This window comes from Amycolatopsis dongchuanensis, assembly GCF_039542405.1.
In the GTDB taxonomy this organism is placed as follows: Bacteria; Actinomycetota; Actinomycetes; order Mycobacteriales; family Pseudonocardiaceae; genus Amycolatopsis_E; species Amycolatopsis_E sacchari.
This window is the reverse complement of sequence record NZ_BAABIB010000072.1, coordinates 90,389-104,549: the sequence shown is the minus strand read 5'-3', so window position 1 is coordinate 104,549 and position 14,161 is coordinate 90,389. Positions and strand designations below refer to the sequence as shown.

General features: G+C 70.6%; 15 protein-coding genes and 1 pseudogene. 10 read left to right on the top strand and 6 right to left on the bottom strand.

Features of this window, described 5'->3' with window-relative positions:
• Positions 1-96: 96 nt before the first annotated feature.
• Positions 97-1,860: a DEAD/DEAH box helicase gene (locus ABFX51_RS16655; protein ID WP_091510188.1), complete on the bottom strand. Its 1,764-nt coding sequence runs from the start codon at positions 1,858-1,860 to the stop codon at positions 97-99.
• A 205-nt stretch (positions 1,861-2,065) separates the two neighbouring features.
• Here ABFX51_RS16655 and ABFX51_RS16650 point away from each other — a divergent pair.
• Positions 2,066-3,067: pseudogene (locus ABFX51_RS16650) on the top strand (YihY/virulence factor BrkB family protein); the annotation flags it as partial.
• A gap of 63 nt (positions 3,068-3,130) precedes the next feature.
• On the opposite strand, the gene ABFX51_RS16645 reads toward ABFX51_RS16650, so the two are convergent.
• Positions 3,131-3,379, bottom strand: a complete 249-nt coding sequence (locus ABFX51_RS16645) for a DUF3039 domain-containing protein (RefSeq protein WP_346054169.1) — start codon at positions 3,377-3,379, stop codon at positions 3,131-3,133.
• A 78-nt stretch (positions 3,380-3,457) separates the two neighbouring features.
• Here ABFX51_RS16645 and ABFX51_RS16640 point away from each other — a divergent pair, with 78 nt between their 5' ends.
• Genes ABFX51_RS16640 through ABFX51_RS16630 form a run of 3 tightly spaced genes read left to right on the top strand, consistent with a single transcriptional unit; the run spans position 3,458 to position 5,651 of the window.
• Entirely contained in the window at positions 3,458-3,841 is a 384-nt protein-coding gene (locus ABFX51_RS16640) for a tautomerase family protein (protein ID WP_346054168.1), read from the top strand.
• A gap of 44 nt (positions 3,842-3,885) precedes the next feature.
• On the top strand, positions 3,886-4,788 hold the full coding sequence (locus tag ABFX51_RS16635) for a pseudouridine-5'-phosphate glycosidase (RefSeq protein WP_346054167.1): 903 nt from the start codon (positions 3,886-3,888) through the stop codon (positions 4,786-4,788).
• On the top strand, positions 4,785-5,651 hold the full coding sequence (locus tag ABFX51_RS16630) for a carbohydrate kinase family protein (protein ID WP_346054166.1): 867 nt from the start codon (positions 4,785-4,787) through the stop codon (positions 5,649-5,651). Before ABFX51_RS16635 ends, ABFX51_RS16630 begins: the two co-directional genes overlap by 4 nt.
• A 3-nt stretch (positions 5,652-5,654) precedes the next feature.
• On the opposite strand, the gene ABFX51_RS16625 is transcribed toward ABFX51_RS16630, so the two are convergent.
• Both ABFX51_RS16625 and ABFX51_RS16620 read right to left on the bottom strand, forming a co-directional pair.
• The gene (locus ABFX51_RS16625; RefSeq protein WP_346054165.1) at positions 5,655-5,972 is read right to left on the bottom strand and encodes a DUF3099 domain-containing protein; all 318 of its coding nucleotides are present in this window, start codon (positions 5,970-5,972) and stop codon (positions 5,655-5,657) included.
• A 72-nt stretch (positions 5,973-6,044) separates the two neighbouring features.
• Positions 6,045-7,271, bottom strand: coding sequence for an amidohydrolase (locus ABFX51_RS16620; protein WP_346054164.1), 1,227 nt, complete (start codon positions 7,269-7,271; stop codon positions 6,045-6,047).
• 38 nt (positions 7,272-7,309) lie between these two features.
• Between ABFX51_RS16620 and ABFX51_RS16615 the strand changes: the two genes are divergently transcribed.
• The 6 genes from ABFX51_RS16615 (at position 7,310) to ABFX51_RS16590 (ending at position 13,178) form a co-directional block, all read left to right on the top strand.
• A complete protein-coding gene (locus ABFX51_RS16615; protein ID WP_346054163.1) occupies positions 7,310-8,794 on the top strand; it encodes a DUF7782 domain-containing protein in 1,485 nt (494 codons plus the stop codon).
• Positions 8,791-9,216 carry a D-aminoacyl-tRNA deacylase gene (gene dtd, locus ABFX51_RS16610; RefSeq protein ID WP_346054162.1) on the top strand — a complete coding sequence of 142 codons (426 nt, stop codon included), beginning with the start codon at positions 8,791-8,793 and terminating at the stop codon, positions 9,214-9,216. Before ABFX51_RS16615 ends, dtd begins: the two co-directional genes overlap by 4 nt.
• Before the next feature lie 224 nt (positions 9,217-9,440).
• Positions 9,441-10,481 (top strand): sigma-70 family RNA polymerase sigma factor, encoded by a 1,041-nt coding sequence (locus tag ABFX51_RS16605; protein ID WP_091510169.1) that lies wholly within the window; start codon positions 9,441-9,443, stop codon positions 10,479-10,481.
• A 308-nt stretch (positions 10,482-10,789) separates the two neighbouring features.
• On the top strand, positions 10,790-12,457 hold the full coding sequence (locus ABFX51_RS16600) for a fumarate hydratase (RefSeq protein ID WP_091510167.1): 1,668 nt from the start codon (positions 10,790-10,792) through the stop codon (positions 12,455-12,457).
• A gap of 47 nt (positions 12,458-12,504) precedes the next feature.
• On the top strand, positions 12,505-12,792 hold the full coding sequence (locus ABFX51_RS16595) for a type II toxin-antitoxin system Phd/YefM family antitoxin (protein ID WP_091510165.1): 288 nt from the start codon (positions 12,505-12,507) through the stop codon (positions 12,790-12,792).
• On the top strand, positions 12,789-13,178 hold the full coding sequence (locus ABFX51_RS16590) for a type II toxin-antitoxin system VapC family toxin (protein ID WP_091510162.1): 390 nt from the start codon (positions 12,789-12,791) through the stop codon (positions 13,176-13,178). The genes ABFX51_RS16595 and ABFX51_RS16590 overlap by 4 nt, the downstream gene beginning before the upstream one ends.
• A 1-nt stretch (position 13,179) precedes the next feature.
• Here the strand turns inward: ABFX51_RS16590 and ABFX51_RS16585 are convergent, their stop codons facing one another.
• Together ABFX51_RS16585 and ABFX51_RS16580 are read right to left on the bottom strand one after the other, a co-directional pair.
• Positions 13,180-13,614, bottom strand: a complete 435-nt coding sequence (locus ABFX51_RS16585; protein ID WP_346054161.1) for an SRPBCC family protein — start codon at positions 13,612-13,614, stop codon at positions 13,180-13,182.
• Positions 13,615-13,643: 29 nt separating this feature from the next.
• Positions 13,644-14,117 carry a hypothetical protein gene (locus ABFX51_RS16580; protein WP_346054160.1) on the bottom strand — a complete coding sequence of 158 codons (474 nt, stop codon included), beginning with the start codon at positions 14,115-14,117 and terminating at the stop codon, positions 13,644-13,646.
• Positions 14,118-14,161: the final 44 nt, after the last annotated feature.

The window sequence follows — 14,161 nt, the reverse complement described above, 5'->3', positions numbered from 1 at the left end:
TTCGTTCGTCAGCCATGTCCTCCGGGGGCTTGCCCCCAGACCCCACCCGGGGGCAAGCCCCCGGACCCCCAGCCGCGGCCGCGCTGAGTGATCCGGTCACCAGGAGCGCAACGTCACGATGCGCTCCTCCAGCTGCTCCACCGTCGCCATCGCGGTGGGCGGGCCGCCGCAGACGCGGCGCAGCTCGTTGTGGATGGCGCCGTGCGGCTTCTTCGTGCGGTGGTGGTACATCCCGACCAGCGTGTTCAGCTCCTTGCGCAGCGACGCGATGCGCTCCTGCACTGACTGCGGCCGCGGTGCGGGCGCCTGCTCGGCCGCCTTCTCCGGCTTGCGCCGCTTGGCGTCGGCCAGCTGCTCCTCCTGCCGCTTGCGCAGCAGCGCCCGCACCTGCTCCGGCTCCAGCAGCCCCGGCAGCCCGAGGTACTCCTGCTCCTCCTCGCTGCCCGAGAACACCGCGGTGCCGAACGAGTTGCCGTCGTAGATGACCTGGTCCAGCTCGGCGGAGGCGCCCAGCGACGTGAAGGCCTTCTCCTCCTCGCCCGGCTCGTCCTCGGTGCGGTTGGCCTGGGCGAGCAGCTCGTCGTCCCAGCCCTCCTTCTCGCGGTGCGGCTTGCCGAGCACGTGGTCCCGCTGCGCCTCCAGCTGGCTCGCCAGCTCCAGCAGCACCGGCACGCTGGGCAGGAACACGCTCGCCGTCTCGCCCTTGCGCCGCGCCCGCACGAAGCGGCCGATGGCCTGTGCGAAGAACAGCGGCGTCGAGGCGCTCGTCGCGTACACGCCGACCGCCAGCCGCGGCACGTCGACGCCTTCGGACACCATCCGGACGGCGACCAGCCAGCGGTCGTCGGACTCGGAGAACTCGCCGATGCGCTTGGTCGCCTTCGGGTCGTCCGACAGCACGACCACCGGCTCCTCACCGGTGATGCGCGCGAGGATGCGGGCGTAGGCGCGCGCGGACTCCTGGTCGGTGGCGATCACCAGGCCGCCGGCGTCGGGGATGCCGCCGCTGCGCAGCTGGTGCAGCCGGGTGTCGGCGGCCTGCAGGACCGACGGCACCCACTCGCCGCCGGGGTCGAGCGCGGTGCGCCACGCGCGGGCCGTCTGCTCCGCCGTCAGCGGCTCCCCCAGCCGCGCGGTGAACTCCTCGCCCGCGCTGGTGCGCCACGACGCCTCACCCGAGTACGCGAGGAAGACCACGGGCCGCACGACGCCGTCGGCGAGCGCGTCCGCGTAGCCGTAGGAGTGGTCGGGCTTGCTGCGCATCGCGCCGTCGGCGTCGGGCTCGTAGTTGACGAACGGGATCGGCGAGTCGTCGCTGCGGAAGGGGGTACCGGTCAGCGCCAGGCGGCGCACGGCGGGCGTGAACGCCTCGCGGATCGCGTCACCCCAGGACTTCGCGTCGCCGCCGTGGTGGATCTCGTCGAGGATGACGAGCGTCTTGTAGTTCTCGGTGCGGACCCGGTGCAGCGTGGGGTGGGCGGCGACCTGCGCGTAGGTCAGCGCGACGCCCTGGAAGTCGCCGGAGGTGGCGCCCTGGCCGTTGCGGTAGTTCGAGTCGATGGCGATCCCGGCGGCGGCCGCGGAGATGGCCCACTGGTGCTTGAGGTGCTCGGTCGGGGTCACGATGGTGATCCGCTCGACCGTGCGGTCGCTCAGCAGCTCGGCCGCGATGCGCAGGCCGAACACGGTCTTGCCCGCGCCGGGGGTCGCGACCGCGAGGAAGTCCCGCGGCTTGGTGGTGAGGTACTTGGTGAGTGCGCGCCGCTGCCAGGCGCGCAGCGGACGAGGCGTCACGTCCTGCTCGGGTTCGGGCGCGACGAAGGTTTCGGTCGTCCCGTTACGCTGTGCCGTGTCCGACAAGGATGTCCCCCTCCTCTCGCCGATCCCGGGTGCCACATGCGAAAACCCCCACGAGACGGCCGGCGGCGACGCCGGGTGCGGAGTGAGGGCGCTCGGAAGAGACTACCTGTCCCGGCCCCGGGCGGCCGTCATCGGCACGGCCGAGTGGAACACGCCACACCGCTGACGAGCCAAACGTCTCCGGATGGACCATGCTGGACACGCGATGAGTGAGCAGACCGGATCCCAGCCGCCCCGCAAAGGTGCTGTGACGACACTGATCGGCCGCACTTTCGCCAAGGCGTGGGACGGCAACATCTTCTCCGAATCCGCCGAGGCGGCGTTCTGGCAGACGTTGTCGCTGCCGCCGTTGCTGCTCGGCCTGCTGGGCAGCCTGGGCTTCATGGGCGACTGGTTCGGCCAGGGGTTCGTCACGACGGTCCACGACAAGATCATCACGTTCTGTGAGCGCGTGTTCACGGGGAACGTCGTCCAGCAGATCATCGAGCCGACCGTCGACGACATCCTGACGATCGGCAAGGGCGAGATCGTCTCGGTCGGGTTCGTGATCTCGCTGTGGGCGGGTTCGTCGGCGATGTCGTCGTTCGTCGACGCGATCACCGTGGCGCACGACCAGTACGGGGTGCGCAACGAGGTGTGGCAGCGGATCTTCGCGCTGCTGCTGTACCTGTGCGGACTGGTCCTGCTGGTGATCGGGCTGCCGGTGATCGCCGTCGGGCCGGACGTGCTGACCGACTTCTTCCCCGACTCGTGGCGCCCGACGCTGTCGACGTGGATCGGGGTCGGGTACTACCCGGTGCTCGCGGTCGGCCTGATCCTCGCGCTCGCGACGCTGTACAAGCTGGCACTGCCGCGGCGGCTGCCGTGGCACCGCGGCCTGCCCGGCGCGGCGCTGGCGATGGTGATCTTCCTGCTGTCCAGCATCGGGCTGCGGCTGTACCTGGGGTGGATCACCAGCACCGGCTACACCTACGGCGCGCTGGCCACGCCGATCGCGTGGCTGCTGTTCACGTACTTCATCGGGATGGCCGTGGTCGGCGGCGCGTACTTCAACAGCGCGATCCAGGAGCTCTGGCCCGCGAAGATGACGCGGCGCCAGCGGCGGAGGTGGCGGCGGCTCGAGATGGAGCGGATGAGCAGCGAAGGCGGGGCGACCGCCGCACCCCAGGTCGCCGAGGAAGCCCGCGTGGACCGGCCGCGGACGGAGTGACTTCCGGGCACACCTCAGCCCGCCGGAGGCACGTGGCCCGCGGCGGGCGTCGGCGCGGGATCAGTCCTCGGGGCCCGGGCGGAGGCCCTCGTAGATCTCCTTGCACGCCGGGCACACCGGCGAGCCGGGCTTGGGCGAGCGGGTCACCGGGAACACCTCGCCGCACAGCGCCACCACGTGCGTGCCCATGACCGCGCTCTCCGCGATCTTGTTCTTGCGCACGTAGTGGAAGACCTTCGGTTCGTCGCTGTCGGTGCTGTCCGTGGTTTCCGGCCGGGTGTCGACCTCGGGCAGAGTCGTCGTGCTCATGTCCCCATGATGCCGCAGCGCCTGCGGTCCGCGGAAAAACACCTTTCGTCTGTACCTACTAGTATGTACGATCAGCTCATGCCGCTCGTACGCATCGATGCTTCCTCGGTCCACGACGACGAGACCCTCGCCGCCTTCGGCGACGTGGTCCACCAAGCCCTGGTCGACGCACTGGGCATCCCCCAGGACGACTTCTTCCAGGTCATCACCCGCCACGAACCCCACGAGCTGCGCTACGACCCGGCCTACCTCGGCGTCTCGCGGGACGACGGGATCGTGTTCGTCGGCATCACGATGCGCGCCGGGCGGCTGTACGAGCAGAAGAAGGCGCTGTACGCGCGCATCGCCGAGCTCGCCGAGGAGCGGACGAGCGTCGAACCGCGGAACGTCTTCGTCACGATCACCGAGAACCAGCAGGTGGACTGGTCCTTCGGCGAGGGCGTCGCGCAGTACCTGCACTGACCCCGTGGACCGGCGGGCACCCGCGTGGCTGATGATGGTGCGTCGTGACCCAGATTTCCCTGTCCGGCGAGGTCGCCGACGCCGTCAACAGCGGCAGGCCCGTCGTCGCGCTCGAAAGCACCATCCTGTCCCACGGTCTCCCGCCTGGCCGCAACCTCGACGTCGCGAAGCGGCTGGAGGACACCGTGCGCGCCGCGGGCGCCGTCCCCGCCACCATCGCCGTGCTCGACGGCACCCCGGTCGTCGGCCTCTCCCCCGCGCAGCTGGAGCGCGTGTGCGCGCCTGATTCGGGGCTGGACAAGCTGTCCCTGCGCGACCTCGGCCCCGCGATCGGGCTGGGGCGCTCGGGTGCGACGACCGTGGCGAGCACGTCCGCGCTGGCGCACCAGGCGGGCGTCGGCGTGTTCGCGACCGGCGGGCTCGGCGGTGTGCACCTGGGCGCACAGGAGTCCTGGGACGTCTCCGCCGACCTCGGGGTGCTCGCCCGCGTGCCCACGCTCGTCGTGTGCTCGGGCGTCAAGTCGGTGCTCGACATCGCCGCGACGCTGGAGGTGCTGGAGACCAACTCGGTGCCCGTGCTCGGTTACCGCACCGACTCCTTCCCCGCGTTCTACCTGCGCTACTCGGACTTCCCCGTGCCGTGGCGGGTCGACGACCCCGCGCAGGCCGCGGCGGTCGTCGCCGCGCACCGCCGCTACGCCGGATCCGGTGTGCTGCTGGCGAACCCGATCCCCGCGGAGTCCGAAATGGACGAACAGCTGCACGAGCGGCTGCTCACCGAGGGGCTGCAGCTGGTGCGGGACGAGGGCGTGCAGGGCAAGGACGTGACGCCGGTGCTGCTGGAGCACTTCCACACCGCGAGCGAGGGCGTGAGCCTCGACGCGAACGAGGCGCTGGTGCTGTCCAACGCGCGGCTGGCCGCCGAGATCGCCGTGGAGCTCGCGTGAACGTGGTGGTGGTCGGCGACGCCGGCCTCGACGTGGTCGCCCGGCACCGGCACGCCATCGTCCCCGGCGGGGATTCGCGGGCGAAGATCCGGCTCGCCGGAGGCGGCGCGGGGGCGAACACCGCGCTGTGGCTCGCGACGCTGGACACGGCGACGACCCTGCTCGCGCGCGTGGGCGACGACGCGGGCGGCAGGCTGATCCGCGCCGAGCTGGAGTCGGCGGGGGTGCGGTGCGCGTTCGTCGTCGATCCCGAAGCGCCGACGTGCTGCGTCGTGGTCCTCGTCGACCACGAGGGGCAGCGCAGCATGCTGCCGGACCGGGGTGCGAACGCGCGGTTCTGCGCCGAGGACGTCGCCGCGACATCTCTGGAGGGGGCGACCCACCTGCACCTGTCGGGCTACGTGCTCCTCGACCCCTCGTCGCGGCCCGGTGGGCTCGCCGCGCTCGCGGCGGCACGCGAGGCCGGGCTGACGACGTCGGTGGACCCGCAGGCGGCGGCGTTGCTGACCGATCCGCAGGCGTTCCTCGACGACGTGCGGGGCGTGGACCTGCTGCTGCCCAACACCGACGAACTGATCGCGCTCACCGGCTCCGCGGACCCGGCGGCGGCCGCGGAACTGCTCGACGTCGTCGGCGCGGTCGCCGTCACGGCGGGCCTGGACGGTGCGAGCTGGGTGGACGCGGACGGCGTGGTGAGCGTGCCCGCCGACGAGGCCGAGTGCGTGGATTCCACGGGCGCCGGGGACGCGTTCAACGCCGGCGTGCTGTCCGCGTGGCTGCGCGGTGAGTCCACAAAGGACGTTCTGGCCGCCGGGGTGCGGCTGGGCGCGCGGGCGGTTTCCCGCGTGGGCGCGCAGCCGTGAGGTTCAGCCCTCGATGACGCGGTGCTCGAGCTGCCTGGCCTCGCGCTGGTAGCGGCTGACCTCCTCCGCCTTGCGGGGCGGCCGGTCGTTGGCGATGAGCACCGCGACCCACGGCAGCGGGACCGAGATCACGATGAACAGCAGCGCGAGCCACCACGTGTGGTAGAAGACGCCGGCGAGCACGAGGCACGGGAACCGCATGCCCATCATCAGCATGTACTTGCGTTTGCGGGCGGCGTGCTCGTCCTCGTAGGAGGGGGCGGCCTCGGTGATCAGCACCGGTTCGGCCTCGTCCCTCGGGCCGCGGGACGGATCGTTCACGCGAACCACCTCCTGCACTCCATGCTCCCACTCGCCGGACGCGGGCGACACCGGGGGAGGGGTCGGATTTTTTCACGCCTGGACGTCGAAGAACTCCAGCGCGCCCGTCACGAGCGTCTCGACCCCGACCCGCACGGTCGGGTCCACCACCGGCGCGAACAACGGCGAGTGGTTCGACGGCACGTCGCGCTCGAAGCGGCCCTCCGAGATCGCCGTGAGGACCTCCTGCGGGTCCATGCCCCCGACGAGCCAGAACACCGACGGCACGCCCGCGGCGCGCCCGAACTCGCTGAAGTCCTCGCTGCCCGTCACGAGCGGCGCCTCCAGCACGTGCTCCGGCCCGAACCGCCGCCGGAACACACCCGTGAGGCGTTCGTTCGCCGTGTCGTCGTTCGCGGTCACCGGGAAGCTCGCGATGGACGTGATTTCGGGCGGTTCCGGACAGCCCGAGGCCATCGCCTCGCCCCGCACGATCCGCTCGATGGCCGCGAGCACCTTGTCCCGCACCTGCTCGTCGAAGGTCCGGACGTTGACCTCGAGCACGGCCTCGTCGGCGATGATGTTGTTCGCCGTGCCCACGTGCAGCTGGCCCACCGTCACCACGGCCGACTCGGTGGCCGAGATCTCGCGCGACACGATCGTCTGCAGGCGCAGCACCACCGAGGCCGCCAGCACCGCCGGGTCCACCGTCGTCTCCGGGCGGGAGCCGTGCCCGCCCCGGCCGTGCAGCACGATCCGCAGCGCGTCCGTGGCCGCCATGATCACGCCGGGGCGCGTCAGCACCCAGCCGGCGGGCCCCGGCGCGATGTGCTGACCCAGCACCACCGAAGGCCGCCCCACCAGGTCGAACAGGCCGTCACGCACCATCGCCGCCGCACCCGAGCCCTGCTCCTCCCCCGGCTGGAACACGACCAGCAGCGTGCCCTGCCAGGCGTCCCGGGCGCGGGAGAGCAGGTCCGCCGCACCGCTCAACCACGTGGCGTGCATGTCGTGCCCGCACGCGTGCATCACGCCGGGCGTCTCGCTCGCGTACGGCAGCTCCGTCTTCTCCTGCACGGGCAGCGCGTCGATGTCGGCTCGCAGCATGACGACCGGCCCGCCTCCGTTGCGCAGCACGCCCGCGACACCCGTGCCCCCGAGGCCGGTGTGCACCTCGTACCCAGCCTCCTCCAGCCGTCGCGCGAGTTCGGCCGCGGTGCGCTCCTCCTTGAACGACAGCTCGGGGTGCCGGTGCAGGTCGGTGTACAGCTCCCGCAGCGACGGCAGCAACTCGTCCAAGGTGGCGAAGGGGTCGGTCATCCAGAAAGATTAGCCACGCCGTGCGAGGATCACCGTTCGTGACTCCCGAGTTTTCCGATGACCTCTGTGCCCGCCTGCGTGAGGCGTTCCAGCGCACCCGTTACGACGCGGACGGCGTCCTCGAAGCGCTCGGCGCCGCCGCGCACGCGGCATTGGGCCGCAACGAGCCGGAACTGGCGTACCGCGCGAGCGCGGACGCCGGCGACCGCGGCACGTTGATCCGCCTGTTCCTGCTCGGTGGCGCGGAGACCGCGAAAGCCGTCGAGGCCGCGCTCGCCCCCGTTCCGCTCGAAGACGCGCTCGCGGTTGGGCTGCTGCGTACGGACGGAGAACTGCTGCGGGCCGGGCTCGACGTGCGCCCGCACGGCGACGATGAGGGCCAGTGGTGGGTGATCTCGGACCTGGACTCGGAACTCCTCGGTGGCGAGGTGCCACCGGAGCACGTCCTCGGCGTCGGGCACGCGTCGCTGAGCCTGATCCGCGCCACCATCCGCCGACCGGTGGGCACGCTGCTCGACCTCGGCACGGGTTGTGGTGTCCAGGCGCTGCACGGCGCGCGCCACGCTCAGCGCGTCACGGCGACGGACGTGTCGCCTCGCGCGCTGGCGCTGGCGGACGCGACGTTCCGGCTCAACCAGCTGGACGTGGAACTGCTGCGCGGCGAATGGTTCGCACCGGTCGCGCGGCGGCGCTTCGACCAGATCGTGTGCAACCCGCCGTTCGTGGTGGGCCCGCCGCGAGTGGACTACACCTACCGCGATTCGGGGCTGGCGGGCGACGACGCCTCCGGTCTGGTCGTGCGCCAGCTGCCCGCGTTCCTCAACGAAGGCGGCGTGGGTCAGCTGCTCGCCTCGTGGCTGCACATCGAGGGTGAGGATTGGGCCGATCGTGTGACGCGGTGGCTCCCGGCGGGTACGGACGCGTGGTTCGTGCAGCGCGATATCGCCGATCCGGGGCTGTACGTGGGCACCTGGTTGCGTGACGCGGGTATCGACCCGCGTTCCCCCGAGGGCCGTGCGAAGGCGGGCGCGTGGCTGGACTGGTTCGCCGACAACAAGGTGCAGGGCGTCGGGTTCGGCTTCGTCACGCTGCGGCGCGCGGAGGTCGCACACCCCACGATCGTGTGCGAGGACCTGCGGCAGGCCTACGACGATCCGCTGGGCCCGGAGGCGGGCCGCTGGCTGGACCGGGTCGCGTGGCTGCGCGAGCACGGCGGCGAGTTGCTCGAAACACGCTTCCGGGTGCCTGAGACGGTCCTGTTGGAGACCGTCGCCGGACCGGGTGACGAGGGCTGGGAGACCACCATCCGCCGCCTGCACCGCACCGACGGACCGGGGTGGCAGCACGAGGTCGACGAGCTGGCCACCGCCTTGCTGGCGGGCTGCCGGGGTGTGCTGCCGCTGGCGGACCTGCTGGAACTGCTCGCGTTCGCCCACGGCGGAACGGCCGAGGAGCTCGAAGAGGCCGCGCTGCCGATGGTCAGGGAACTCGTGCGGCACGGCATGGTGGAGCCCGTCTCGTGAGGGCTGTGGTGGCGAGGGTCACCGAGGCGAGCGTCACGGTGGACGGGGAGGTCGTCGGCGCGATCGACGAGCCCGGGCTGCTGGTCCTGCTCGGGGTGCACGTCGACGATGAACCGGACAAAGCGCCCGTGATGGCGCGGAAGCTGCACGAGCTGCGCATCCTCGCTGACGAGGAGTCATGCGCCAGCACGGGCGCACCGCTGCTGTTGGTGAGCCAATTCACGCTCTACGGCGACACGCGCAAGGGAAGGCGTCCATCGTGGATCGCCGCCGCGCGCCCGGAGCCCGCGAAGCGAATTTTCGACCGCGTCGTGGCTGAACTCCGCGAGCGCGGCGCGCGTGTCAGTACCGGCGTCTTCGGAGCGCAGATGGCTGTGCGGAGCGTGAACGACGGGCCCTTCACGGTACTCGTAGAGGTCTAGACCATTCCTTTCTCAGGGAAACTTCAGGTTTGGTCGAGCAACCGGACGGTGGGCCGTACGCGTCTAACTCTCCGAAACAGCCGGGAACGTTTTGGGCACCGACGGCGTTGACCCAGATGTCCGGCCGACAAGCCGGACTCGCGCACCGGGTTCCACAGGCTCGGCGCACGACGCACAACCGGTGTGACGCACCAACGTGTCAGCCCGTGACCGGGGAGGCAAACATGTCAGTACAGACCCTCGAAAGGAAGACTCGGCGGACTCGTGAAGTGGTCCCCGAGCCCGCCTCCGAGCCGGCTCTCGAGTCCAGCGTACGCGTTCCGCCGAACCTCGACGCCGACCTCGACGCCCAGGGCCCCGCCGCGGACCTCGTCCGCGTGTACCTCAACGGCATCGGCAAGACGGCACTGCTGTCCGCCGCCGACGAGGTCGAGCTGGCCAAGCGCATCGAGGCGGGGGTGTTCGCCCAGCACATGCTGGAGAGCAAGCCGGACCTGCCCGCCGAGCGCCGCGCCGAGCTGAAGGCCCTGATCAGGGACGGGCACCAGGCCAAGAACCACCTGCTGGAGGCCAACCTCCGCCTGGTCGTCTCGCTCGCCAAGCGCTACACGGGCCGGGGAATGCCGCTGCTCGACCTGATCCAGGAGGGGAACCTGGGTCTGATCCGCGCGGTCGAGAAGTTCGACTACTCCAAGGGGTTCAAGTTCTCCACGTACGCCACGTGGTGGATCCGGCAGGCCATCACCAGGGGTATGGCCGACCAGGGCCGCACCATCCGCCTCCCCGTGCACCTGGTGGAGCAGGTCAACAAGCTGGCGCGCATCAAGCGCGACCTGCACCAGCAGCTGGGCCGCGAGGCGACGAACGAGGAGCTGGCGGCCGAATCCGGTATCGCGCCGGACAAGGTGGCCGACCTGCTCGACCACGCCCGTGACCCGGTGAGCCTGGACATGCCAGTCGGTACCGAGGAGGACGCCCCGCTGGGTGACTTCATCGAGGACTCCGAGGCGACCGACGCGGAGAGCGCCGTGATCTCCGGCCTGCTGCAGGACGACCTGCGGCGCGTGCTGGCGACGCTGGACGACCGCGAGCAGGCGGTGATCCGGCTCCGCTACGGGCTCGACGACGGGCAGCCCCGCACGCTGGACCAGATCGGCAAGCACTTCGGGCTCTCCCGCGAGCGCGTCCGCCAGATCGAGCGCGAGGTCATGGCGAAGCTGCGCCAGGGCGAGCGGGCCGAGCGGCTGCGCGCGTACGCGAGCTGAGCGCGCCATCACTGTGTGAAACTGTGGGTTTACCCAAACGGCAGCGTTGACATATGAGCTAGATCACGAGACGGTCGAAGCAACGCGTCCGAGGGTCACACGTCTTCGGGGTGTGAGCTTCGCGAGGGGCGTCTGGTGCGTCCGCTCGCCTGCCGCGGAAGGTCGGGTCCGTCGGGGTGGGCCCGGCCTTCCGACTTTCCGCGGCGGTTCCGCCGTGGAGTAGTTCTTCCCCACACCACACGGTCAGCGCGGGGTTTCGCGCGGTAACGTCTCAGGCCACCCGAACCGCCGTGCAAGGGAGCCGTGCGTTGACCGCCACCACCACCTCGTTCCAGTACACCGACGTGCTGCCGCTCGCCCGCGACACCGAAACCGAGTACCGGCTCGTCACGCCCGACGGCGTCCGCGTCGTCGAGGCAGGCGGTCGGAAGTTCCTCGAAGTCGCGCCCGAGGCGCTCACGAAGCTGGCGCGCACCGCCATCAGCGACATCCAGCACCTGCTGCGCTCGTCGCACCTGGCGCAGCTGCGCGCGATCGTGGACGACCCGGAGGCCAGCGGCAACGACCGCTTCGTCGCGATGGACCTGCTGCGCAACGCCGCGATCTCGGCGGGCGGCGTGCTGCCCATGTGCCAGGACACCGGCACCGCGATCGTGATCGGCAAGCGCAGCGAGGGCGTGCTGACCGGCGGCGACGACGAGCGCGCGCTGGCCCGCGGCGTCTTCGAGGCCTACCAGGAGCTGAACCTGCGGTACTCGCAGATGGCGCCGCTGACGTTCTGGGACGAGAAGAACACGGGCACGAACCTGCCCGCGCAGATCGAGCTGTACCACAAGGACGGTGCCGGCGACCCGTCGTACGAGTTCCTGTTCATGGCCAAGGGCGGCGGCAGCGCCAACAAGACGTTCCTGTACCAGGAGACGAAGGCGGTGCTGAACCCCAAGCGCCTGGCGAAGTTCCTGGACGAGAAGCTGCGCAGCCTCGGCACCGCGGCTTGCCCGCCCTACCACCTGGCGATCGTCGTCGGCGGCATGTCGGCGGAGTTCAACCTCAAGGTCGCCAAGCTCGCCTCCGCCCGCTACCTGGACAACCTGCCGACGGAGGGGTCCGAGCTGGGGCACGGGTTCCGCGACGTGGACCTGGAGCAGCAGGTGCTGGAGATGACGCGGCAGTTCGGTATCGGCGCGCAGTTCGGCGGCAAGTACTTCTGCCACGACGTGCGCGTGATCCGGCTCCCCCGGCACGGCGCGTCCTGCCCGGTCGGGATCGCCGTGTCCTGCTCCGCCGACCGGCAGGCGAAGGCGAAGATCACCGCGGACGGCGTGTTCATCGAGCAGCTGGAGCGCGACCCGGCGCGGTTCCTGCCCGACGTGACCGAGGACCAGCTGTCGGACGAGGTCGTGCAGGTGGACCTCAACCGCCCGATGGCCGAGATCCGGGCGCAGCTGTCCGCGCTGCCGGTGAAGACGCGCCTGTCGCTGAGCGGCCCGCTGGTCGTCGCACGCGACATCGCGCACGCGAAGATCGCGGAGCGGCTCGAAGCGGGCGAGCCGATGCCGCAGTACCTGCGTGACCACCCCGTGTACTACGCCGGCCCGGCGAAGACCCCGGAGGGGTACGCGTCGGGCTCGTTCGGGCCCACGACGGCGGGCCGGATGGACTCGTACGTGGCGCAGTTCCAGGCCGCGGGCGGTTCGCTGGTCATGCTCGCGAAGGGCAACCGGTCGAAGCAGGTGACCGCCGCGTGCAAGGAGCACGGCGGGTTCTACCTCGGCTCGATCGGCGGTCCTGCTGCCCGGCTCGCGCAGGACTGCATCAAGCAGGTCGACGTGCTCGAGTACCCGGAGCTGGGCATGGAGGCCGTGTGGAAGATCGAGGTCGAGGACTTCCCGGCGTTCATCGTCATCGACGACAAGGGCAACGACTTCTTCGCGGAGACCTCGGAGCCGGTGCTCCAGATCAGCTTCCGAAAGTGAATGTTCTTACACGTTGTACACTCTTGTGGACACCTTAGGAGGTGCCCATGACAGCCGTGACCGTTCGCGAGTTCTCGTACAACCCGAGCGCCATCTTCGCCCGCGTGGAGAAGGGGGAGACGATCGAGGTGACCAAGCACGGTGACGTCGTCGCCGTGCTCGTGCCACCGCCCCGGAAGCAGAGCCGCTTCGACGAGCTGGTCGCGCAGGGCGCGATCAGGCCCGCCGAGCGGAACCTGACGACCAGGGACCTGGACCAGTACACGCGGATCAACGTGCCGGACGACGTGGACCCGCTCGCGATCCTGCTCGAAATGCGGGAGCACGAGCGGTGATCTACCTCGACGCCTCCGCGCTGGTGACCTTCGTCGTACGGCGGCGCAACGCGGAGGCGCTGGACGCGTTCCTCTCCGCCCACGAAGACGTGACCTGCACCAGCACCATCGGCTTCGTCGAGACAGTCCGCACGTGCGACCAGATCGGCGGCTTCCCCAACCTGATGGCCACCCTGCTGCGGGACCACAACGAGATCAAGGTGACCGACGTGATCCGGGACGCGGCGGCCAGGGTGCCGGGCCTGGTGCGCTCGCTCGACGCCATCCACGTCGCGAGCGCCGAGCAGCTCGGTTCCGAGCTGACGGCGCTCGTGACGTACGACAGCCGCATGGCCGAGTCGGCACGCAAGGCCGGGCTGCCCGTCGCCATGCCCGGGGCCGAGTGAGCTAGACCGGGAACATTCCCACGAGCCGGTCGAGGGTGGCCTCGATCCCCTGCTTGTTCTTCCGCGGGAAGAAGCTCACGCTGATCAGCAGCGGGATCCGGGCCGTCGACCAGTCGAAGGTCTCCGTGACCTTCGTGCCGCCCTCGACCGGTTCGAGCCGCCAGCGCCAGCGGTGGCCGTTGAAGTGCCGCCACGCGATGAGGCGGTTCTCCTCGTACTCGACGACCGTGTTCAGGATCTTGTACGGCGCGCCCAGCTTCATGTCCATGCCGAACTTCGTGCCGAGTTCGAGTTTCTCCGGCCCACCGGGCTGCGCGCCCCGCACGGTGCCGGACCCGTCGAGCAGCGCGTGCTTCGACGGGTCGGTGAGCAGGGCGAAGATCTCCTCGGGGGCGGCCGCGACGACGCGCGTGCCCGACACCTGGCGGGTTCCCATGCGGGCAGCTTACTCGGCGGTAACTTGGCTCACCGGTTCTGTTTCAGGCTGACCAGCACCACCTTGCGCTGCCCGAGCGGTTCGCTCAACGGCACGGACACCAGCGGGTAGCGGATGTCCATCGTGCACATCCGTCCCTGCAGGTTGGACTGGGTCTCCCGCAGGTTCACGACCACCTGCTCGGCGGTCGCCTGCTGCACCTCCCCCGTGGCGCGCCCGCAGCCGCCCTCCTCGGCCCGGATGTAGAGCACCTTCCCGTCCGCGGACACGGACACCTGGCGCGGGTAGTCCTCCGACAGCTTGCTCACGTCGAGCTGCGACGCGGGCACCGGCACGCTGCCCTGCGGCGGCTGCTGCGAACCACCAGGCCGCGTCGGGATCTCCGGCCAGGGCGACACCGACGTCGAAGGCGGCGGCGCGGGTCCCGCGGCCGGCGGAACGGACGCGGGCCGCTCCCCGCACGCGGTCGCGGTGATCAGGACGATTCCGATTCCGGCGAGCATTCCTTTCCACCTCATGCCCGGAAGACGGAACGGGACGCCCGCGG